This is a genomic window from Sphaerotilus montanus, from assembly GCF_013410775.1.
In the GTDB taxonomy this organism is placed as follows: domain Bacteria; phylum Pseudomonadota; class Gammaproteobacteria; order Burkholderiales; family Burkholderiaceae_C; genus Sphaerotilus; species Sphaerotilus montanus.
On the sequence record NZ_JACCFH010000001.1, the window covers coordinates 1745224 to 1765193 of the forward strand.

Genomic DNA, 19970 nt, shown 5'->3' on the forward strand with positions numbered 1-19970 from the left:
CTCAGCGTATCTGGCAGCGTGCGCAGACGGTGTAGCGGACCATGAGCCGAGGCGACGCCACCTGCTCTGGCTCCTCCCAGGGCAGGCTGGCCCGCTGCAGTCGCAGGCACACGCTGCAGCGCATGATCGCCGACCCCACCGACTGCGGGCCCGGCGCATCGTCCGTGTAGCACGTCAGCCCGCGCACCCTGGCCTGCTGATCGATCAGGCGGTGTTCAATGCGCACCGCACCGCCCGCCCGCGGTCTCAAGGTCATCTCCATGCTGCGCCGGACGACCGGGGTGTCGCAGCGGTAGCGCAGCGTGCGGGGCTGGCCTGTCACGCGCACAGCCTGCAGCGCAGCGTCCATGTACATCCGCGTCGCGTCGCCCGAAATGAAGCGTATGAGCGGCTGGCCGATCACGGACCCCTGCAGCGAGCCGGCCGGAGCACCACCCCGGCTCGCGACTGCGTCCCAGTCGGGGCAGACAGCGGTCACACGGCCCTCGGCATCCAGCTCATACCACTCGGCAATGTCTGCTGCAGCCACTGGCGTCGCCAGTGAATCAGGCATGGCCCCATCCCTGCCGGTGGTCGAGCAGCCACCGGGAAGAAGTCTCGGCAGACATGGGCCGGGACACATGAAAGCCCTGGATGCCGACAGGCACTGCGCCTCCCCGGAAGTGCCCCATCTGCGCCGCAGTCTCGACGCCCTCCGCCACGACCCGCAGCCCCAGCGCCTGGCCAAGCCCGACGATGGCCGCCACGATCTCGCGGTCATCACGGCGGTCGAGCACGCCGTTGACAAAACTGCGGTCGATCTTCAGTTCATTGAGCGGCAGCCGACGCAGATAGCCCAGCGAGGAATAGCCGGTACCGAAATCGTCGAGCGACATCTGCACCCCCAGCTGGTTCAGCCGTTGCAGCAGCTGCGTGAGCGTGTCGTCCTGCTGCAGCAGCGCACTCTCGGTCAACTCCAGCATCAGGCATTCGCCGGGAATCTGGTGGCGGATCAGCACCTCCTGGAGCGCCTCGGCAAAACTGCGGTCGCGCAGCTGGCGCGGCGAGATGTTGACCGACATGCGCACCGACTCCAGCCCCGCCCGGCGCCAGGCCGAGAGCTGGCGCAAGGCCTCGTCGAGGACCCAGTGGCCGATCAGGTCGATCAGCGACGACTGCTCGGCGATGGGCAGGAACACCGACGGCGCGATCAGCTCACCGCCCGTCGGCCGCCAGCGCAGCAGTGCCTCGACACCGAAGACACGGCCAGTGCCACCATCGATCTGCGGCTGGTAGTGCAGCACCAGCTCGTCACCCTTGAGGGCCTGGCGCAAGCCGCTCTCGATCATCAGCCGCGTGCGGGCACTGTCACCGACTTCCACCGAGAAGAACTCGTAGCTGCCGCGCCCGCTGGCCTTGGCACGGTACATCGCGGCATCGGCATGGCGCAGCAGCGTCGCGCCGTCGCTGGCATCGCCCGGGTACATCGCGATGCCGACCGTCGCCCCCGTCGTCAGCAGCCGCCCCTGGAAAGGCATGTCCTGGGCCAGTGCCTTGCGGATGCGCTCGACGGTCTGCAGGCACTCGTGGCGGCTGGTGTTCTCCAGCAACAGCACGAACTCGTCGCCTCCCAGACGCGCCAGCGTATCCGCGCTGCGCACACCCTCGGCGATGCGGCGGGCAGCCATGCGCAGCACCTCGTCGCCGACGTCATGGCCGAGGCTGTCGTTGATGGTCTTGAAATGGTCGAGGTCGATGAAGCACAGCGCGATCTCGCTGCGGTGCCGCCGCGCACTGTCGATGGCGTGCGAGAGCCGGTCGGAAAGCAGGTTGCGGTTGGGCAGCCCGGTGAGCGGATCGTGGGTGGCGAGATGGCGCATGCTCTCGCGCGTCTCGGTCAGGGCGGACACATCGGTCAGCACCATGACCACCTGTGTCAGCTGACCTGTCTTGTCCCGGATGGCACTGGCCGACAGCCAGCCGGTGAACAGCGCGCCGGGGCGCTGGGCCTGGGCGGTGTTGGCTGCGGGTTTGCGGCAGACCTCGCCCTGCCAGCGACCGGTCTGCCCGACCTGGCGCCGGATCTCGTCGAAGAAATGCGGCCCATGGCGTTCGACATCGAACAGCACCGGAGGCGGCGAGCCGACCAGCGCGGATTCGTCGTGTCCGGTCAGTCGACAGAAAGCGCCATTGACCCGCAGCACGCAGCCCTGCGCATCCAGGACCAGCACACCCTCGGTCGTGGCCTCGAACACCTGCGCGGCGATGCGCAACGCGGTGTCTGCCTCATGTGAGGCCGTGATATCGACCGCCTGCAGGCAGACCGCCTCCAGTGCGCCATGCACGTCGTAGAGCCCGAAACGGGTGGACCACCAGCAGCGTGTCTGGCCACCGATGTCGAACAGTTCCTCGCATTCGACAGGCTCGTTGTCACGCAGCAGCTCGACATCGCGCAGACGCAGCGCACGCGCCACTGCCAGTGGCAGCGCCTGCTCGTCGGTTCGCCCCAGCAGGGCCGCCGTCTCGACACCGAGAAAGGCTGCGTAGTGGCCGTTGGCAAACTCGTAGCGGCCCGCAAGATCCTTGATCGCCATCAGCGCGCGGCCGTGGTTGAGCACCGTCAGCAGACGCCGCTCGACCCGCTGGGTGTGGCGCTCGGCCAGTGCCAGCTCGGTGTTGTCGACCACCGTCAGCACCACGCCACGCCGCTCGCCGCCCAAGACGTTGTGGCTGAAATGCAGCACGTATTCCTGTCCACGGGCCGAGGGCGGCAGCACCAGCGTGGTCGGGCTGGCCGAGCCGTGGGCCTGGGCCGCCGGCGCGATCAGGTCATCAATGCCTTCCGGCAGCCGCAAGGTGGACAGCGGCAGGCCCTCGGCCCCCGGGCTGATGCTGAACAGGCGGGCGGCCGCCACGTTGTAGCGGCTGATGCGGTACTGGTCGTCAATGACCAGCAGGGGCATGGCGATGCTGTTCTGCACGCTCTGCAGCTCTTCAGCGAGCTGCTGGTGGCGCCGCCACTGGTGGTTGAGCTCGGCGTTGACCGTCGCCAGCTCCTGGTTGGTGGCCTGCAGCTCCTCGTTGGCAGACTCCAGCTCCTCGTTGCTGGCCTGCAGCTCCTCGTTGGTGGCCTGGGACTCCTCGTTGAGAGCCTGCATCTCCTCGTTGAACGATTCGAGCTGCTCGATCAGGCTCTTCATGCGGTCGCGCGCATCGGCCAACTCCAGGGCCTCGCGGCTGTCGGGAGCCTTCGACGGCGCTTCACGGTGCACACGGGCCGGCTGCCGCAGGAAGGCCAGCAGGGCCTGGCGCTGCAGCGGCACATCGCCGATGAGGTGCAGCACCAGCTCCCAGCGCTCGCGGCGCCGACCGTTCTGGAGCGTGACAGCCATGCGGTGCGTGTCCCGGCTGCCATCGCCCAGCAGCGCACAGAGCAACCGCAGATCCTCCTCGATCTCCGGACGGGCCAGCGACACCACATCGAATCGCTGCGCCCCGGACCGCAGCTGCAAGAACGGCGACACATCCCCGTGCACCTGCAGCACCTGCAGCCGCTCGTCGAGCAGCACGCACGGAGGCAGATAGCGCTGTGACCCCTGGCGCAGCAAGCGCAACTCCAGCGGCTGGCCGACATCGAGACGGGGCTTCGGCGGGACCGGCTGCACCTCGGCCATCGGGATCAGTGCCACCTCGTGCAGCGGCGTCGGCCCGCTGCGCCGCGCGTAGAGCCGCACTTCGCGTCCGAGGTGGCTGAACAGCGCCTCGCTGTGCAGCACCGACTCGTTCTGGCCCAGCATCAACAGGCCGCGGGTGCCCAGTGCGTAGTGGAACATCCGCATCACGCGCTCCTGCGCCTGCGGCTTCAGGTAGATCAGCACGTTGCGGCAGCTGATCATGTCGAGCCGGGGAAAGGGAGGATCGCGGGTCAGGTCATGGCGCGAGAACACGATGCACTCGCGCAGCGCCTTCGAGACCTCGACCTGGGTGCCCCAGGGAGTGAAGTGGCGGGCGCGGAAACGCTCGGGCAGGGCCGCCAGCGACTGCGGGTCGTAGACACCGCGCCGGGCACGCTGCAGTGCCTCCAGGTCCAGGTCGGTGGCGAAGATCTGCAGCGGGTGGTCCTTGGCACGGTCACCGAGCGCATCCAGCCAGACCATGGCGACCGAGTACGCCTCCTCGCCCGTGGCACAGCCGGCCACCCAGACGCGGATGGCCTCTCCTGCCGGCTTGTGCACCACACTGCGGGTGACCTGCTCCAGCAGGTGGTCGAAGGCCACCGGATTGCGCCAGAACGAGGTCACCGAGATCAGCGTCTCGCGGGCCAGGTGCTCCAGCTCTTCCGGATGGTCCAGGGTCAGCGCGAGGTATTCGGCCAGGTTGCTCACCTCGCAGGCCTGCAGGCGGCGGGCCAGGCGGCGCAGCAAGGTGCCTTCCTTGTAGTCCGCCAGGTTGACACCGCAGCGCCGCCGCACCCGCTGCAGCAGCTCGACCATCTGCGCGTCGTCACCCAGCTGCGGCGGCGACAGCACTTCGTCCTCGGCGTGGTCACGTGCCGCCACGATATCGGACACCGTCATCGGCAGCGCGCCGGGATCGCGCACCCAGTGGCACAGCGCCCGGCCCATCTCGCCGAGCGACATCATCCGGTCGAACCCCACCGAGCGGCTGGCCGCTTCGGGCATGCCGGTGTAGCGGGCACTCTCGCTGGTCTGCACCAGCACCAGCCCGCCGGCGTCCCGGATACGCTGCAGTCCCTGCGCCCCGTCAGAACCGGTACCCGACAGCACGATGCCGCCCGCCAAGTGGCCCAGCCGATGGGCCAGCGACTGGAAGAACAGGTTGATCGACGGCCGCGGCAGCGAATGCGGCTCTGGCTCGGTCAGGCGCAGCGCGGCGCCGTCGAACTCGATGTGCGCATTCGTCGGGGTGATCAGGATTTCGTCGGGCTGCGGCTGGTCACCATCGCGGATCTCACGCACCTGCATCGGCGTGTGCGGCTGCAGGATCTCGGTCAGCATCGAGCGGTGCGTCGGCGACATGTGCTGGAGCACGACGTAGCACAGGCCCTGGTCCGCTGGCAGTGCCGCCAGCAGATTGCGCAGACTCTCCAGCCCTCCTGCAGAAGCTCCGATGCCCACCAGCTTGGGGACAGCCCCCGCCGAGTTCGAAAGCGTTGTCTGGCGTGTTTCCATGCTTGGTACTTATCAGTTTTTAGAACAACCGAATCAGCCCATCCTGAAACGGAAAATACCGACCAGATTCAAACACGGACGCACCCCGAGCACCCCGACTTTTTTCACGCCAGACCCGCACCGAATCGCCACGCAACCAACGCAAAACTCCCGAACGCCAGCACGGTCGAGGCCAGGATGATCCGCGCCACCCGGCCGTTGTCCGCCCCGTAGCGCTCGGCCAGCAGCGAGACGTTGCTGGCACTCGGCAGCGCGGCGGCCAGCACCAGCACCATCAGCTGGAAGTCGCTCAGCGCCAGCCCCGCGGCCTGCGCGGCCGAGCCCGCCGCCCACACCAGCAGCGGGTGCACCACCAACTTGATCAGCGCCACCGGCAGGTAACGCGCGGCGGGCATCGGCGCGCCGGGGCGGCCCTGCGCGTCCAGCCCCGAGCGCCACAGCACCGCGCCGATCGTGAACAGTGCGACCGGGCTTGCAGCGTCGGCGAGCATGGCCACGACCTTGGCCAGCGGACCGGGCAGCGCGACCCCGGTCACCGAGGCCAGCGCCCCCAGCCCGATCGACCACGGCAGCGGATTGCCCAGCGCCGCGCGCAATGACCGCCCGATCGCCGCCCGCAGCGCGGCAGCGTCCCCGGCGTGGCTGGCGGCCGGGTTGTCGTGGTGCAGTTGCGCGATGGCGATGCACAGCGAGCTGGTGACGAACAGGTCGGCCAGCACGGTCGTGATCGTCGGTCCCGCCGCTGCCGGCCCGACCAGCGCCACCAGCAACGGCACGCCCATGAAGCCGGTGTTCGGAAAGGCGGCCACCAGCGCGCCGAACGCCGCGTCGCGCAGATTGCCGGCGGCCCGGCGCGTGGTCACCACCGTGAGCGCCACCACTGCCAGCGCGCACAGCAGGTACACGCCCAGCACCACCGGATCGAACAGCTCGCGCACCGGCAGGTTCGCACCGAAGCGGAACAGCATGCACGGCAGCGCGAAGTAGAGAACAAACGCATTGAGCCCCGGCACCGCGACCAGCGGCAACAGCCCGCGCCGGGCCGCGAGATAGCCGATCAGGATCAGGGCGAAGAAGGGGACGGTGACGGAGAAGATGGCCTGCATGGGCCGAAGTATCCCAGCCACTTGCGCACCTGGCGCACCGCATCGGCCTGCACCAGCGCCAGCGCGCGGTCGAGATGGCCCTGCACCACGGCACGGTGGCGCCGCTCGCGGTCGGTCTCGTCGAGCCAGCCGTGGGCGCGGGCGATCTGGGTGTCACTGCGGCCATCGACGGCGGCCATCAGCACGTCCCGCGCCAGCGGATCGAGCAGGCCGAGGCGGTGGACCAGCTCGTGCTCGGCCAGCGCCGTCAGCGACTCGGCGCCGTGGCGGTCCAGCAGCGGCCGCAGCAGCTCGACCAGCAGATGCGGCGAGCGGCTGTCGCCGAGCAGCTTCTTCATCGCGCTGGCGCGCTGCAGCTCGACCACGCCCTCCTCCTTGTTCAGCTCGCGGGCGATGCCGTAGTTGGTCTGGCCGCGCAGCACGCGGCTGATCACCTCGCGCTCGGCGGGTGTCAGCACGTCCAGCACCAGTTGCAGCAGCCGCCGTTCCTCCTCGGCCTCTCGGCGCAATGCCGGCTCGCGGGCGAGGAAGAGGCGGATTTTGTCCTTCAGCTTGTCCAGCGGCGCCTGCTTGGAAAAGAAATGGACATCCGCCCGGCCGCGGAGACCGACCTGATCCAGCGCCAGGTCCATGTCGTTTCCGTGCGGTCCGGTCAGGAAGATCACCGGCATCGGGCAACGCTGTGCCAGCAGCAGATTGAAGATTTGCAGGCCGTTCATCGACCCCGGTGGATCGAAGTCGATGTCCAGCGTCACGACTCCCCGCCGCAACCAGAGCGGCTCGGCCAGGAACACCTCGCCACTCGCGTAGCCCCGCGCCTCGAACCCCTCGGCGCGCAGGCTGTAGAGCAGGCCGTCGCGGTACTCGGCATAGTCATCGACGACATGCACCCGTGGTGCTTCAATGGCAGGGCGACGCGGATCATTCGGCAGCATGGGTGCAGGCCTCCTGGGTGGATGTCAAGGGGAGGGTGATCACGAAGTCGGCGCCGCGGGGCTGGTTGTCCGTGACCACCAGACGGCCACCGAGCCGTTCGACCCAGCGCCGGCACAAGGGCAGCCCCCAGCCGTGGCCGCCCTGGCGGGTCGAATACTGGCGCTCGAAGATGGCCTCCCGCTGCGCCGGCGCGACGCCCGGGCCGCGGTCGCGCACATGGATCTGTACCTGCCCGGCGTCCTCGTCCAGGTAGTTTTCGACGCTGACCAGCCGGTTGGTGATGGACGTGGTGTCCATCACCGAGATGGCGTTGTGCAGCAGGTTGCTCAGCACCTCGCACAGGATCAGCCGGTCCATCGTGATGGGGGGCAGCTCGGCCGAAACGCCGTTGTGCATCACCACGTTCTGCGTGGCCGCGTACGCGCTGACCTGCGCCATCGCGTCGGCCACGGTGTCGCGCAGCAAGGACGGTTCCTTGGCCGCCTCGTCGCGCAGCACGGGGCGGTAGCGCTCGACGATGTCGTGCAGGTGCCGCGCGGCGCGTCCGGCAATGCGCACGCCCTCGCCCAGCAGGTCGTGGCGGCCGGCCTGCAGGTGCTTGACCACCCCATCCAGCGCCAGCAGGCAGGCGCCGCTGTGGTTGGACAGCTTGTGCAGCAGTTCGCCCGAGCGTTCGCCGATCAACTGGATCGAAGAATCCTGGCGCAGCTGCTCGTTCAGCGATTCGATGCGGCGCTGGGCCTCGACCTCGCTGGTGACATCGGTGCTGGCCAGGATCCAGCCCTCGCCGCTGCCGAGCGCGCGGGCGCTGACCTGCGCGGTCCAGCGCGTGCCGTCCGGGCGCACGAAGGGGACGCGGAAGCCGTCCGGACGCGACTGCCCGGCCAGGATGGCACGCAGGTGCTCGTCGAGCTGCCCGGCCTGGTCATCCGGCCAGAAGGGATATGGCGGCGGCACGCCGATCAGCGCGCCGCGCGGCCAGCACGAGGTCTCGCAGAAGGCGCGGTTGACGTAGGTGAGCTGCCCCGCGTGGTCGACCACCCGCAGGCCGACGCCGATCGACTCCTCGATGTCCTCGCGGAAGGCGATTTCGCTGCGCAGCGCCAGCGCCGTGCCCTGGCGGGCGGTGATCTCCTCGCGCAGGGTGCGCTGGTAGTCGCGCTGCGAGCGGCTGAGCCAGCGCAGGCTGACGCTGGCCAGCCCCACCAGCCCGAGGGCCAGCACCGACAGCAGCACCTGCGCCTGCCGGGCGGCCACGGCCACGGGCACGGCGTCCGGCGGGGCCTCCACCGGCGCAGCCGAGAACGCCGCCGGCTGGTAGCGCTGCACCAGCACGAGCGCCGGCTGGCTGCCCGGCACGGCGTGCAGGCGGTCGGTGAAGCGGCCGGCGGGCGCCTCCAGCTCGACCGGGCCACCGCGCGCCAGCGCCGTGCGGGCGCGGGCGAGGTAGTCGGGGGTCGCGAAGTCCTCGGTCTCGCCGTGCAGGTAACGCTCGGGCTGGCCGTCGTCGAGCCGCAGCAGGTGGGCCTCGACCAGCCCCGGCTGGCCAGCGCTGCAGCGCAAGGCGGCCGCGCTCAAGGGCTGGAGCGCGAGGTCGCTGCGGCGCTGGGTCGGACTCAGCTGGCCCCACGCGCTGATGAACTGGCGGGCACAGGCGTCGCCCGCCGCCGCGTTCCGCACGCCGCCCGCAGGCCCTGGAGCGGCCAGGGACGCCGGGGCGACGCGGGCCGGATCCAGCCGCGCGGGCAGCAGCTCCCAGATCAGCGCCAGCAGCAGCGTCACGGCACCGACCGCGGCGGCCACCGCCAGCCGCTGCAGCCAGCGGATGCGCCGGCGCGGCGCGGCGGGCAAGGCGTCGAGGGCCACCATCTCAGGCTCCGACACGGGAACAGGCATCGAGGCGCCAGCCGCTCACCGTGCGCTTCGGATTGACCTCGCCCCACTTGACGTGGTGCGGCGGCTTCGCCAGTGCCGGGAGTTCCTGCTCGATCAGCCGTCCCAGGCGCTGGAGCTGCTGGCAGCGGCGCTGCTGGTAGGCGGTGCGCTGCGGCGAGAAGTCGAAGGCCATCAGCAGCGCGCGCACCGCCAGCGTGGACACCGGCTGTGCGACCCAGGGGTAATCGCCGCGGTCGATGCGGGCCACCTCGTAGCCGGTGTTGTCGAGCGGCAGGTCGAGCGGCAGCAGGTGCACGCCGTCCAGGGGACGGGCCGGGTGGTCGCGCAGGGCATCGAGGCTGACCAGATGGGGCGTCGGCTTGCCGGCCACGATCACCATGGCGTCGGCGCGGCCCGTGAGCACGCTGCACAGCGCGGCCGCTGCCGTCTGCTGGCTGTCCAGACTCGCGGGCACCACCCCGGCCGCGCGCAGCAGGGTTTCGGCGGTGTGGAGGCTGCCCTGCGAGCTGGACGCGGTGAGCACGCGCCGCCCGGCCAGATCCGCCAGCGTGTGCACGCCGGTGCGCGCGAGCACATGCACCTCCTCGGCATACAGCGGCAGCACCAGCCGCAGCAGCGTGGCGGTCTGCCGGTTGGCGGGATCGTCCGAGCGCGCCAACCACGCCAGGATGTCCGACTGCGCGAAGCCCAGCGCGGCGTTTTCCTTCGGGTTGGCGAGCAGGTGCAGATTGTCCAGGCTGCCCAGGGTCTCGCGGTTGAACAGCGGCACGCCCTGCTGGCGGGCGGTCGCGACCAGGTCGTCGGCCACCGCGTGGTAGGTCCCGGTGCCGCTGCCGCTGACCAGCCCGATCGGATCGGCTGGTGCCGGGGCACTGGCTGCCTTGGCGTGCGACGCCAGGCGGGACGCCGCGGTCAGCGCCCCCATGCGGGTCGACAGCGTGTCGATGCAGGCGGCGGCCGTCAGGACAGGTGGTGGCGGCGGCGGGTCGATCGACGGATCGGAGACCCGGTTCGCGCCGAACATCGGCAGCAGCGCATAGGCACACGCCAGCGCCCCGACCAGCACCATCGTGCCCCGCAAGCCCCGGTCGGTGTTCAGCCCCGCCGTCAGCCACGGCAGCAGCAGGCCGATCAGCAGCACCCCCAGGCCCACGATCAGGACCGGTCCGTTGATCCCCGCCCATCCCATCACAGCTCCCACCACCACAGCCTCCCAGCCAAGCGCGAAATCGTGAAATTCTCGGCATTCTAGAAGTGCAATCCTGTCGCAGCTTGACAAGCTGGATCCGATGGCCCGGGAGAAACGGCGGTGCAGCCTGCCACGCCGAGCGGGCAGGAGCGATCGGGGCCCTCCCGCAGGGGGTAGCCCATATGGAACGCGACCTCCGGCCGGCGCATTCTGGAATCAACGACGCGGTGGCGCGTCTTGAACCCAGGAGCCGACCATGCCGACTGCAGCCCCTCTTGCACACCCGCTGAACACCCGCACGGGCCGTGACGCGGCCCGCGCCACGCAGCTGGCCCGCCCCCTGACCTGGGCCCTCGGCCTGGGCACCGCGCTGGTGGTCGCGCCGGTGGCCTTCGCCGTCGTGCAGGGCGTGGCCGGGCTGGTGGTGGCTGGCGCGATCGGGATGGCCGGCGTGCAGCTCGCACCGGTCCTCGCCCTCAAGCTGGCGAACTGGCGCCTGCGCCTGATGCAGGGCGAAGCGCGCGGCAGCCCGCTGCCCACGCTGGACAACCTGCTGCTCGACCGCCGCGCCGCACTGGCCCAGGCCAGCTTCCAGCTGCAGAGCGCCATCGCGCAGATCGACGCCTTCGTCGAACAGGCCGGCGAGTACGCCCGCCGCCACCCGGACGCCGCCCCGCGCTGGCTGGAACGCGCCCGCCGCGCCGAGCAGATGCGCGCGCAGAAGAAACATGCGCTGCGCACCGCGGCGGAGTCGGTCGCCGCCTTCGAGCAGGAGGTGGAGCGCGCCCGCACCGAGTGGGCGCTGGTCGAGGCCGAGCGGGCACTGAACAGCGCGCTCGGCGCCACCCACGGCGACCCGATGGACCAGTTGCTGGAGCGCACCGCCCTCGACAGCGTGCGCCTGGAGATGAACCGCGCCTTCGCCAGCCTGGAGACCGAGCTGGTGCTCGACCTGCAGACCGTGCCCCCGAGCCAGCCCCACGCCGCGCTGGCCGACCAGGGAGACCGCGCATGAACTACCGCCTCTTCACCTCGCTGCTGCTGATGGCCGTGCTGACGGCGCTCTACCTGTGGTTCTGCCCGCCCGAGGAGACGGCCGCGCCAGGCATCGAAGCTGGCCAGCGAACCGGGCCACTCGGCGCCCTCAAGATTCTCTGACACCGGAGCACACCATGACCACCCGCACCGCCCTCCGCGCCTGGACCCTGGCCACCACGGCCGCGCTCACCACCACGCTGGCCGCCGCCCAGGGACCGGCCCCGATCCCGGTGTCCACCGGCCTGCCGCAAGGCACCTACGCCTCGATGTTCAAGGACCTGAGCGAGATCTGTGGCGCAGCAGCCGGCCTGGCACTGGTGGAAAAGCCCGCGTCCGGCTCGGACGAGTCGATCGACCGGCTGCTGCGCAACGAGGTGTCGGCCGCCTTCGTGCAGACCGACGTGCTGCATGCCCGGCGCACCACCGAGGACCTCGGCGGTGTGAAGGCGCTGGTGGCACTGCACCCGGAACCGGTGCACCTGCTGGCGCTGACGGCGCCGCTGGTCGAAGGCGGCGTGTTCGGCCTGGGCGGGCGGGAGGTGCCGTTCAACACCCTGGGCGACCTGGGCAAGCGGCGGGTCGGCGCCTGGGGCGGCGCGCTGGTGACGGCGCGGCTGGTCCAGCTCCAGGCCGAGGTGGACTTCCGCGTGACCGAGTTCAACGGCCCGGAGGACGCGATGCAGGCGCTGCGCGCACGGCGCATCGACGCGGTGCTGGCCGTGGGTGGCGCGCCGCTGGCGTGGATGCGCGGGCTGGACCGCAGCGTGAAGCTGCTGTCGGTGCCGGAGCCCTGGGCGGGCAAGCTGCGCCACGTCTACCGCCCCGCCACGCTGCGCTACAGCCACCTCGGCACGCAGAGCGTGGCGACCGTGGCGACCGAAGCCGTGCTGGCGGTGCGCGATGTGCGCTCGGTCGCCGCCGCCGCCCCCCTGCTGCGGCTGCGCACCTGCCTGCAGCAGGAACTCGACCAGTTGCGCGACACCGTCGGCCGGCACAGCGCCTGGGCCCAGGTGGATGCGACCGCCATGCCGCACTGGCCCGTGTTCGAGCGCGTCAGCGGCCGGGCCACGACTGCGAAGAATTGAAACAGCCCGCAGACCAGCCACGGCAGCCCCGGACACGGGGGCGACAATGTGCCCTCTGCTCCGGAGTCCCGCCCCTTGAGTTCCCCCTCGTCTTCCTTCCCTGCCGCACTCCAGTGGCTCGCCCGCCTCGCCATCGCCCTGTCGCTGCTGTGCGCGGTCGGTCTGGCCGGGCTGTACCACTTCGGCCCGGCGCGCAGCGGCTGGGCCGAGCTGCTGCGCTACGTGCCCTTCCTGCTCTACACGGCACCGGCGGCCCTCGCGCTGCTGCTGTCCCTGGCGCTGGGCTGGTGGTGGCGGCTGGGCGCGCTGCTGGCGCTCGCCCTGATGGCCACGGCGGTGATGGACCTCCGCCTCGGCCTGGGCCGCACCGACCTGCCGCCGGACGCGCCGGGCACCCGCACCGTGCGCTTCATGACCTACAACATCAAGTCCTACCGCGCAGTGTTCAAGGCAGGTGGCTTCGTGCCGCTGAACAACGAGATCGAACAGCACCAGCCCGACATCCTCGTGATGCAGGACGCCCGCGAGGTGTCGCGCGTGGGCGACCTGCCCTACGGCATGCGCGCCGTGCTGCCGAAGCACAAGCTCTACGCCTACGGACAGTACGCCGTCGCCAGCCGGTTTCCGATCAGCGGCTGCGCGCCGTTCGACATGTCGCTCAAGGACGAGAAGTCCGACTACGTGCGCTGCACCGTGGACATCGACGGCACCCGCATCGACCTCGTCACCGCCCACCTGCTCACCCCGCGCGAGGGCCTGAACGCCACCCGCGAGGAGCGCCTCGGCGGTCTGGACGACTGGAGCGGCAACTTCGCCGACCGCCTCTCGCAGGCGGAACGCATCACCGCGGCGCTGACCCCGCTCAAGCGCCCCACCATCGTCGCCGGCGACCTGAACGCGCCCGAGCACTCGGTCGTCGTGGGGCGCTTCCTGGACCTGGGTCTGCGGGACGCCTTCTCCGCGGGCGGCATCGGCTGGGGCTTCACGCACGGCCATTCGTTCAAGCCGGGCGTGAGCTTCCTGCGCATCGACCACATCCTCGTCAGCCCAGACATCGGCGTGCGCGACGCCTGGGTCGGCTGGCGCGGTGGCTCGGAGCACCGGCCGGTGGTGGCCGATCTGGTGATCCCCACGCGGGCAGCCAAGCCATGAGCCCCCACGCGATCACGGTGGGTGAAGTGATCCACAGCGCGTTCTACCGCTTCACCCGGCTCGACGATCCCGTCGCCACCGCCGAGGTGTTGCGTGCGCGCAGCCGCGACACCGGCGTGCTCGGCAGCCTCGTCGTCGCGACCGAAGGCCTCAGCGGCGTGGTCGCCGGCCCGGCCGCGGCGGTGGCCGCCTTCGAGGTGGCGCTGACCGGCGACCCGGTGTTCGGCGGCGCCTTCACCGGCCTGCACTTCAAGCGCAGCCTGTGCATGACTCCACCCTTCGCCCGGATGAAGGTCCACGTCAAGCCGGAGATCGTCGCCCTCGGCCTCGACGGCGTCAGCGGCCTGGACGAAACCGCGGAACAACGCGCCGCGACCCACCTCAGCCCCGCCGCCTGGCGCGAGTTGCTCACAGACGAAGACGTGGTGGTGCTGGACAACCGCAACCGCTTCGAGTGGCGGCTCGGACACTTCCGCGGCGCGGTTGATCCGGGTGTGGATAACTTCCGGGACTTCGCCGAACTGGTGCGCACCCAGGCGCCGCACTGGAAAGCCTGTGGACAACGGGTGGCGATGTACTGCACCGGCGGCATCCGCTGCGAGAAGACGGGGGTGTGGATGCGCGAGGAACTCGGGCTGGAGGTGTTCCAGCTCGACGGCGGCATCCTGAACTACCTGGAACAGACCGCACGCACCGGCCAGCCGGACGACACCTGGCGCGGCGAGTGCTTCGTGTTCGACAACCGCATCGCGCTGGACGCCCAGCTGCACGAGACCGCCACCACCGCCGAGCAGGTCTACGACCCGGCGCAGCCCGACGAGGCCTGGCGGCTCGCACGCGCCCGCCGGCTCGACACGGCCACCGGCGCATGAGCCGCGCCCGGCCCGCCTGGACGCCGCCGATGCGCGACGGCGTGAGCGCCAGCCGCGTGGCCGTCACGCCGGGGCCTTGGCGCACGGTGCTGGACTTTCTTGTCCACAGGTTATCCACAATTCCGGAGACTGGCTGGCGCGAGCGGCTCGGGCGCGGCGAGGTGCTCGATGCACAGGGCCACGCCCTCGCGGTGGATGCGCCCTGCGTTATCCACAGCACGCTCTGGTACTGGCGCACGCTGGACGCGCCCGAGCCACGCATCCCGTTCGAGGTCGAGGTGCTGCACCAGGACGACTGGCTGCTGGCTGTGGATAAACCGCATTTCCTGCCGATGACGCCCAAGGGCCGCTATGTGCAGGAGACGCTGCTGGTGCGGCTGAAGCGGCTGACCGGCATCGAGACGCTGGTGCCGATGCACCGGCTGGACCGGGAGACGGCGGGGGTCGTGCTGTTCTCGGTGCGGCCGGAGACGCGGCATGCGTACCAGTCGATGTTCCGGGACAGAGTTATCCACAAGGTCTACGAGGCGGTGGCGCCGTGGTCCGATGCGCTGGCGGCCACGCTGCCACTGGAGCGCCGCAGCCGGCTGGCCGAGCGCGAAGACGCCTTCATGCAGATGCACGAGGTGGACGGCGAGCCGAACGCCGTGACCCGCATCGAGTTGATCGAACGCCACGGCCCGCGGGCCCGCTACCGCCTGACGCCGCAGACGGGGCAGAAGCACCAGCTGCGGGTGCACCTGAACGCGCTGGGCATCCCGATCGTCGGCGACCGGATCTATCCCGTGCTGCAGCCGGAGCTGGCGTCCGGCGCCGAGCCGGACTACACGGAGCCGCTGCGGCTGCTGGCGCGGGAGATCGCGTTCACGGATCCGGTGACGGGGGAGGCGCGGCGGTTCGCGAGTCGGCGGGGGCTGCGTGTATCGGCCTGACTAACGCGCCACAGGCAGGTGCTGCGGCAGATGCGAATGCAGCAGTTGTTCGACCAGATCCGCCTGCAGGGCATCCTTGTGCCGTTTGCGTGGGTCTCGGTTGGCGCGGGTCGCGATCTGTCGCTTGATCTGGATGAACGCCAGTGGATGCATGGTGTGCATGACGGCCATCCGCCCGGTCACAGACACCACGACCTGGCTGAACCGCTGGGCACTCAGGATCTTGTTCCCGGTGTCGATCTGCACCGCCCAGAGGTCGTCCTCGTGGTCGCTCAAGCGCAGCGGGTGGGGATCGCCCTCGCGGGCCACCCGGCGGATGACATCCACCTCGAAACCTGACGCATTGATGGCCGTCTGCAGCTGGTCCGATTTCACCCGGAAGGTCGGATCGGCCTTGCGCAGCGCGCCAATGAACGACGTGTCCAGGCGGCGCATCTGCGTCACGAAGCCGATGCGCTTGCGGGTGTCGAACAGCAGATCAATGTCCTGGGTCGCCATCGCCTCGGGCATGAAACGCGCACCCGCCGCGCTTTCGTAGGCATACAGCGCGTGGGTGCCGACCGTGGTGAAGTGCGTGGCCAGACCGAGGTCGTCGATCGCATTCAGGACCCGGACCACCAGATCCGGGACACGGCCCACGCGCAGGGCCTTGTTCAAGCGCTGCTGCACCTGTGCGGCGGCGTTCAGATCCGCCAGCCGCCGCTCGCACATCCCCTTGCGCGCCATGAAGCTGTCAAAGATCGTCGCTGTCTGTGCGGACTTCGACCCCAGCGAGGTCTGACCGCCGCGGGCACTCGTGCGGATCAGGTACTCGGTGCCCTTGATCTCGCGCCACAGCATGGACCCACGCACTTCGGCCGCCTCGCGCCGTATCCGGAGCAACTCCAGGAACACCGTCTCGGCATCAATGAACTGACGGGCCTGGTCTTCACGCAAGTCAATGATCTGGCTCATGTTTCAATGTTGGAGACTGGTTTTGCCAATCTACATTGAAAAACAATTCAAATCAAAGACTTGGTGCTTCATTCAAGAAAGCCCGGCACTGTCGAGCGCCAGCAGGAACAGCGCCGCCCGCGCCCGGCTCGCGCCGACATAGAGCCACTCCGGATGCTGCCCGGCCTTGCGGTCCAGTCCGGCGACGATCACCACGTCCGCCTCCAGCCCCTTGAAGCCCTGGATCGTGCCGATGCGCACCTGCCCCGGCACGGCATTCACCACATCGAGGTTGAGCGTCACCTCGTCCAGCCCCGCCGCCCAGCCCGAGGTGGTGTTGGTGTGGCGGTACGGCGCGAGGATGACGACCTGCTCCGGGCGCAGTCCATCGCGCTTGAGCAGTGTGCGCAAGACCTGCCGCAACTGCCCCGCCATCTCGGCGAAATCGCCGCTGTGCTGGAGTTGCGGCGCCGGCCCATGCTCGACGCGGAACTCGGTCGGCACCACACACTGCCCGAGCAAGGCCGCCCGCTCACCGATCGGCCGGGCATTGCGCAGGTTCGCCTCCAGCACCAGCGGCTCGGCGGCGAACGGCGGCTCCCACTGCGCCTGCGCGCGGAACACCGACTGGCGCCGGTCGAAGAAGCAGTACCACGCGAACCCCGCCGCGCCCAGCGACTCCAGCGCGACCCACCACATCGGCGAGAAGTCGGCCGCCTCGTCCACGATCAGCGTGTCGAAGCGCAGATCGAGCCGCTCGGCCGCGTTCAGCAGCAGCTCGGCGCAGTCCTCGTTGAAGAACTGGCGTCGCGCCGCCTCGTCGGCCGGCACCTTGAAACCCAGCCCGGATTGCTCCGCCAGCAGCTTGACCAGCTCATGGAAGTTGCACACCGTCAGGCCCGGCACGCCGTCGAGCTGCGCCGACAGGTGCGACGCCAGTGCGCGGTTGAAGCAGGTGAGCAGGACCGACTTGCCCTTCGCCGCGTGCTCCCGCGCCAGCGTCACCGCCAGCATCGTCTTGCCCGAACCGGCGCCGCCCTCGATCAACAGGCGTGACTGGCTCCGCAGCAGCCGCAGGGCCCGGATCTGCTCGTCGGTCGCCCGCTGCAGCGCCGACACCGTGTCATCGACACGGCTGCCCAGCGGCACGAGCAGGTGGCAATCCGGCGCCAGCAGGTCACGCAACACCTGCTGCTGCGGGCGGGTCCACGGCTTCGGATCGGGGAAGGCCTCGCGCAGCAGCCTGGTCAGCGCGGGGGCGGGGTCGGCCAGATCGCTGCGGTCGAGCAGGAAGGACCGCGAGGGGATCTCACAGCCGGGCAGCGGGCCGCTCCAGTTCACCTCGGGAACGGCGCGACATCGGCATAGCGCTTCTCGCCATCGTCCTTGCGGTAGCGGAAGCCGATGCGCTCGCCGCGCAGGATGTGCTGTTCGAGTTGCCGGAAGGTGCGCGTCTGCGCCGTGTCCAGCGCCTCGTAGTTCGGCCCCTTGACCAGCAGCGCCGACGCGATCCGGCTGTCCAGCAACTCGCGCAGGAAGCCGCTCGTCAGCACCGGGTACAGCCCCTGGATACCGGCCAGACAGGCGAAGCGCTCCAGATCCGTGCTGCCGAGTGGCCCCAGGCGGCTCGGCTCCAGCCGATAGCCGCCCTCGACGCGCTCCAGCCCGAGGAATGCGAAGCGTTCGATCAGGTCGCGCTGCACCGTGCGCAGGCTGACGTGGAACTCCTCGGCCAGCGCCCGCGGGTCCAGCGTCTCGCCTTGGTGGAGGCGGTCGAGGATCTGCGTCAGGCGATGCGGCAGCTTGTCGTGGGGGGTGTCGCGCAGGGGCATGTCGGGCCAGGCAAGAGGAAACAGGGTCTGGCGGCGGACGGCGTTTTCTTGTTCTTGTGCTGTGCCAGATCGACTTTTTCTATCGTTCTTTTCAGTCCGGGAGTCTGAACAGGTGCCGCGACAGGTGGTGTCGCGCGCTCAAATAGTTCCGTGACATTTTTGTCATTCGAGCGAACTCGCTCGTACCAGCCAAGACCGCCGACACCAGGACGCCCGGCGGCGGTACCGCGCACTAAACTCGCCCCCATGAACGCCCCCCACCCCGGTGCCCTGCCCCGGCGCAAGCTGCCCATCGGCCTCCAGTCCTTCGTCAAGTTGCGCGAGGAGGACCACTACTACGTGGACAAGACGGGGCTGCTGATCGACCTGATCGCGTCGGGCTCGTACTACTTCCTGAGTCGGCCGCGGCGCTTTGGCAAGAGCCTGCTACTGGACACGTTCAAGGCGCTGTTCGAGGGCGAGCGGTCGCTGTTCGACGGGCTGGTGGCCGAGACACGCTGGGACTGGACGCGCCGGCACCCGGTCATCCGCATCGACCTCGGCAGCGGCGTGCTGCAGAGCCGCGCCGAACTGGACCAGCGTGTCCACGAGATCCTGCTGGATGTCCAACGCGATCTGGGGTTGCCGGACCCGGTGGGCTATGACAGTGTGACGGGCCAGTTCGCCGAGTTGATCCGGCTGGCACACGCCAAGTTCGGCGCGACCGTCGTGGTGCTGATCGACGAGTACGACAAACCGATCCTCGACAACATCACCGACCGGGAAACAGCCACAGCGATGCGCGATGGTCTGCGCAACCTGTACTCGGTGCTCAAGGGGGCGGATGCACACCTCAAGTTCGTCTTCATCACCGGCGTGTCGAAGTTCAGCAAGGTCAGCCTGTTCTCGGGCCTGAACAACCTCAAGGACATCACGCTGGATGCCCGCTACAGCGCACTGTGCGGCTACACGGACGCCGACGTGGACACGGTGTTCGCACCCGAGCTGCCGGGGCTGGACCGGGAGGAGATCCGCCGCTGGTACAACGGCTACAACTGGCTGGGCACGTCGGTGTACAACCCGTTCGATCTGCTGCTGCTGTTCGACACCCGCGAGTTCAAACCCTACTGGTTCGAGACCGGGACGCCCACGTTCCTGGTCAACATGCTGACCAGCCGCCACTGGTTCACACCGGACCTCACGCGCACCGTGGCGACGGAAACGCTGCTGTCGGCGTTCGACGTGGACATGATCGAGTCGGAGGCCCTGCTGTTCCAGGCCGGCTACCTCACGATCGACAGCGTCTGGGCGATTCCGGGGCGCAAGGAGTTCACGCTCAAGTACCCGAACAAGGAGGTGCAGGCGAGCCTCAACGACAGCCTGCTGCGGGTGCTCACGGGCGGGGCGCGCTACTCGGAGCCGCAGGTGAGCCGCTTGTACCGGCTGCTGCAGGCGCAGGACGTGGCCGGGCTGCGCGGCTTGTTCCACGCCTTCTACGCCAGCATCCCGCATGACTGGTACCGCACGAACGACATCGCGAAGTACGAGGGCTATGACGCGAGCGTGTTCTACAGCCACTTCGCAGCGCTCGGCCTCGACATCCGCGTGGAGGACACGACCAACCATGGCCGCATCGACATGGCGGTGGAGTTCGACTCCGCGGTGTGGGTGTTCGAGTTCAAGGTGGTCGAACTCGTGCCCGCGGGCCAGGCGCTGCAGCAGATCAAGGACCGGGGCTACGCCGACAAGTACCTCGGCCGCAGCGGACCGGTCCACCTCGTCGGGGTGGAGTTCAGTCGGGACTCGCGCAACATCGTCGGCTTCGAGACCTAGACACTGGGCTGAAGCC

Annotated in this window: 16 protein-coding genes; 7 read left to right on the forward strand and 9 right to left on the reverse strand. The window is 69.5% G+C overall.

Annotated features, from left to right (window positions below):
- Window position 1: 1 nt before the first annotated feature.
- The 6 genes from BDD16_RS07835 to BDD16_RS07860 all read right to left on the reverse strand — a co-directional run bounded on the left by BDD16_RS07835 (window position 2) and on the right by BDD16_RS07860 (window position 10298).
- Complete coding sequence (locus BDD16_RS07835; protein WP_179633430.1) at window positions 2–553, reverse strand: hypothetical protein; 552 nt, start codon at window positions 551–553, stop codon at window positions 2–4.
- Complete coding sequence (locus BDD16_RS07840; RefSeq protein ID WP_179633431.1) at window positions 546–5171, reverse strand: EAL domain-containing protein; 4626 nt, start codon at window positions 5169–5171, stop codon at window positions 546–548. Before BDD16_RS07840 ends, BDD16_RS07835 begins: the two co-directional genes overlap by 8 nt.
- 104 nt (window positions 5172–5275) lie before the next feature.
- Window positions 5276–6277 carry an AEC family transporter gene (locus BDD16_RS07845; protein ID WP_179633432.1) on the reverse strand — a complete coding sequence of 334 codons (1002 nt, stop codon included), beginning with the start codon at window positions 6275–6277 and terminating at the stop codon, window positions 5276–5278.
- The gene (locus BDD16_RS07850) at window positions 6235–7212 is read right to left on the reverse strand and encodes a response regulator transcription factor (protein ID WP_179633433.1); all 978 of its coding nucleotides are present in this window, start codon (window positions 7210–7212) and stop codon (window positions 6235–6237) included. Before BDD16_RS07850 ends, BDD16_RS07845 begins: the two co-directional genes overlap by 43 nt.
- Entirely contained in the window at window positions 7199–9082 is a 1884-nt protein-coding gene (locus BDD16_RS07855) for a sensor histidine kinase (protein WP_179633434.1), read from the reverse strand. The genes BDD16_RS07850 and BDD16_RS07855 overlap by 14 nt, the downstream gene beginning before the upstream one ends.
- A 1-nt stretch (window position 9083) precedes the next feature.
- On the reverse strand, window positions 9084–10298 hold the full coding sequence (locus BDD16_RS07860) for a TAXI family TRAP transporter solute-binding subunit (protein WP_179633435.1): 1215 nt from the start codon (window positions 10296–10298) through the stop codon (window positions 9084–9086).
- Window positions 10299–10554: 256 nt separating this feature from the next.
- Here BDD16_RS07860 and BDD16_RS07865 point away from each other — a divergent pair, with 256 nt between their 5' ends.
- The 6 genes from BDD16_RS07865 (at window position 10555) to BDD16_RS07890 (ending at window position 15377) form a co-directional block, all read left to right on the forward strand.
- Complete coding sequence (locus BDD16_RS07865) at window positions 10555–11313, forward strand: hypothetical protein (RefSeq protein ID WP_179633436.1); 759 nt, start codon at window positions 10555–10557, stop codon at window positions 11311–11313.
- Window positions 11310–11456, forward strand: a complete 147-nt coding sequence (locus BDD16_RS07870; RefSeq protein ID WP_179633437.1) for a hypothetical protein — start codon at window positions 11310–11312, stop codon at window positions 11454–11456. The genes BDD16_RS07865 and BDD16_RS07870 overlap by 4 nt, the downstream gene beginning before the upstream one ends.
- A gap of 14 nt (window positions 11457–11470) precedes the next feature.
- Window positions 11471–12421, forward strand: a complete 951-nt coding sequence (locus tag BDD16_RS07875; protein WP_179633438.1) for a TAXI family TRAP transporter solute-binding subunit — start codon at window positions 11471–11473, stop codon at window positions 12419–12421.
- Between the two features lie 75 nt (window positions 12422–12496).
- Window positions 12497–13573: an endonuclease/exonuclease/phosphatase family protein gene (locus tag BDD16_RS07880; protein ID WP_179633439.1), complete on the forward strand. Its 1077-nt coding sequence runs from the start codon at window positions 12497–12499 to the stop codon at window positions 13571–13573.
- The gene (trhO, locus tag BDD16_RS07885; RefSeq protein ID WP_179633440.1) at window positions 13570–14445 is read left to right on the forward strand and encodes an oxygen-dependent tRNA uridine(34) hydroxylase TrhO; all 876 of its coding nucleotides are present in this window, start codon (window positions 13570–13572) and stop codon (window positions 14443–14445) included. The genes BDD16_RS07880 and trhO overlap by 4 nt, the downstream gene beginning before the upstream one ends.
- Entirely contained in the window at window positions 14442–15377 is a 936-nt protein-coding gene (locus BDD16_RS07890) for a pseudouridine synthase (protein ID WP_179633441.1), read from the forward strand. Before trhO ends, BDD16_RS07890 begins: the two co-directional genes overlap by 4 nt.
- On the opposite strand, the gene BDD16_RS07895 is transcribed toward BDD16_RS07890, so the two are convergent.
- The 3 genes from BDD16_RS07895 to BDD16_RS07905 all read right to left on the reverse strand — a co-directional run bounded on the left by BDD16_RS07895 (window position 15378) and on the right by BDD16_RS07905 (window position 18142).
- A complete protein-coding gene (locus tag BDD16_RS07895; RefSeq protein WP_179633442.1) occupies window positions 15378–16331 on the reverse strand; it encodes a GSU2403 family nucleotidyltransferase fold protein in 954 nt (317 codons plus the stop codon).
- A 72-nt stretch (window positions 16332–16403) separates the two neighbouring features.
- The gene (locus tag BDD16_RS07900) at window positions 16404–17651 is read right to left on the reverse strand and encodes an ATP-binding domain-containing protein (RefSeq protein ID WP_179633443.1); all 1248 of its coding nucleotides are present in this window, start codon (window positions 17649–17651) and stop codon (window positions 16404–16406) included.
- The gene (locus BDD16_RS07905; RefSeq protein ID WP_179633444.1) at window positions 17648–18142 is read right to left on the reverse strand and encodes a DeoR family transcriptional regulator; all 495 of its coding nucleotides are present in this window, start codon (window positions 18140–18142) and stop codon (window positions 17648–17650) included. The genes BDD16_RS07900 and BDD16_RS07905 overlap by 4 nt, the downstream gene beginning before the upstream one ends.
- Window positions 18143–18388: 246 nt before the next feature.
- Between BDD16_RS07905 and BDD16_RS07910 the strand changes: the two genes are divergently transcribed.
- On the forward strand, window positions 18389–19954 hold the full coding sequence (locus BDD16_RS07910) for an ATP-binding protein (protein WP_179633445.1): 1566 nt from the start codon (window positions 18389–18391) through the stop codon (window positions 19952–19954).
- The last annotated feature ends 16 nt before the right edge of the window (window positions 19955–19970 follow it).

Coding starts and splice junctions, on each gene's coding strand:
- BDD16_RS07855 (WP_179633434.1), bottom strand. CDS start 9,082: ATGGTGGCCCTCGACGCCTTGCCCGCCGCGCCGCGCCGGCGCATCCGC.
- BDD16_RS07890 (WP_179633441.1), top strand. CDS start 14,442: ATGAGCCGCGCCCGGCCCGCCTGGACGCCGCCGATGCGCGACGGCGTG.
- BDD16_RS07845 (WP_179633432.1), bottom strand. CDS start 6,277: ATGCAGGCCATCTTCTCCGTCACCGTCCCCTTCTTCGCCCTGATCCTG.
- BDD16_RS07905 (WP_179633444.1), bottom strand. CDS start 18,142: ATGCCCCTGCGCGACACCCCCCACGACAAGCTGCCGCATCGCCTGACG.
- BDD16_RS07835 (WP_179633430.1), bottom strand. CDS start 553: ATGCCTGATTCACTGGCGACGCCAGTGGCTGCAGCAGACATTGCCGAG.
- BDD16_RS07840 (WP_179633431.1), bottom strand. CDS start 5,171: ATGGAAACACGCCAGACAACGCTTTCGAACTCGGCGGGGGCTGTCCCC.
- BDD16_RS07875 (WP_179633438.1), top strand. CDS start 11,471: ATGACCACCCGCACCGCCCTCCGCGCCTGGACCCTGGCCACCACGGCC.
- BDD16_RS07910 (WP_179633445.1), top strand. CDS start 18,389: ATGAACGCCCCCCACCCCGGTGCCCTGCCCCGGCGCAAGCTGCCCATC.
- BDD16_RS07860 (WP_179633435.1), bottom strand. CDS start 10,298: ATGGGATGGGCGGGGATCAACGGACCGGTCCTGATCGTGGGCCTGGGG.
- BDD16_RS07870 (WP_179633437.1), top strand. CDS start 11,310: ATGAACTACCGCCTCTTCACCTCGCTGCTGCTGATGGCCGTGCTGACG.
- BDD16_RS07895 (WP_179633442.1), bottom strand. CDS start 16,331: ATGAGCCAGATCATTGACTTGCGTGAAGACCAGGCCCGTCAGTTCATT.
- trhO (WP_179633440.1), top strand. CDS start 13,570: ATGAGCCCCCACGCGATCACGGTGGGTGAAGTGATCCACAGCGCGTTC.
- BDD16_RS07850 (WP_179633433.1), bottom strand. CDS start 7,212: ATGCTGCCGAATGATCCGCGTCGCCCTGCCATTGAAGCACCACGGGTG.
- BDD16_RS07865 (WP_179633436.1), top strand. CDS start 10,555: ATGCCGACTGCAGCCCCTCTTGCACACCCGCTGAACACCCGCACGGGC.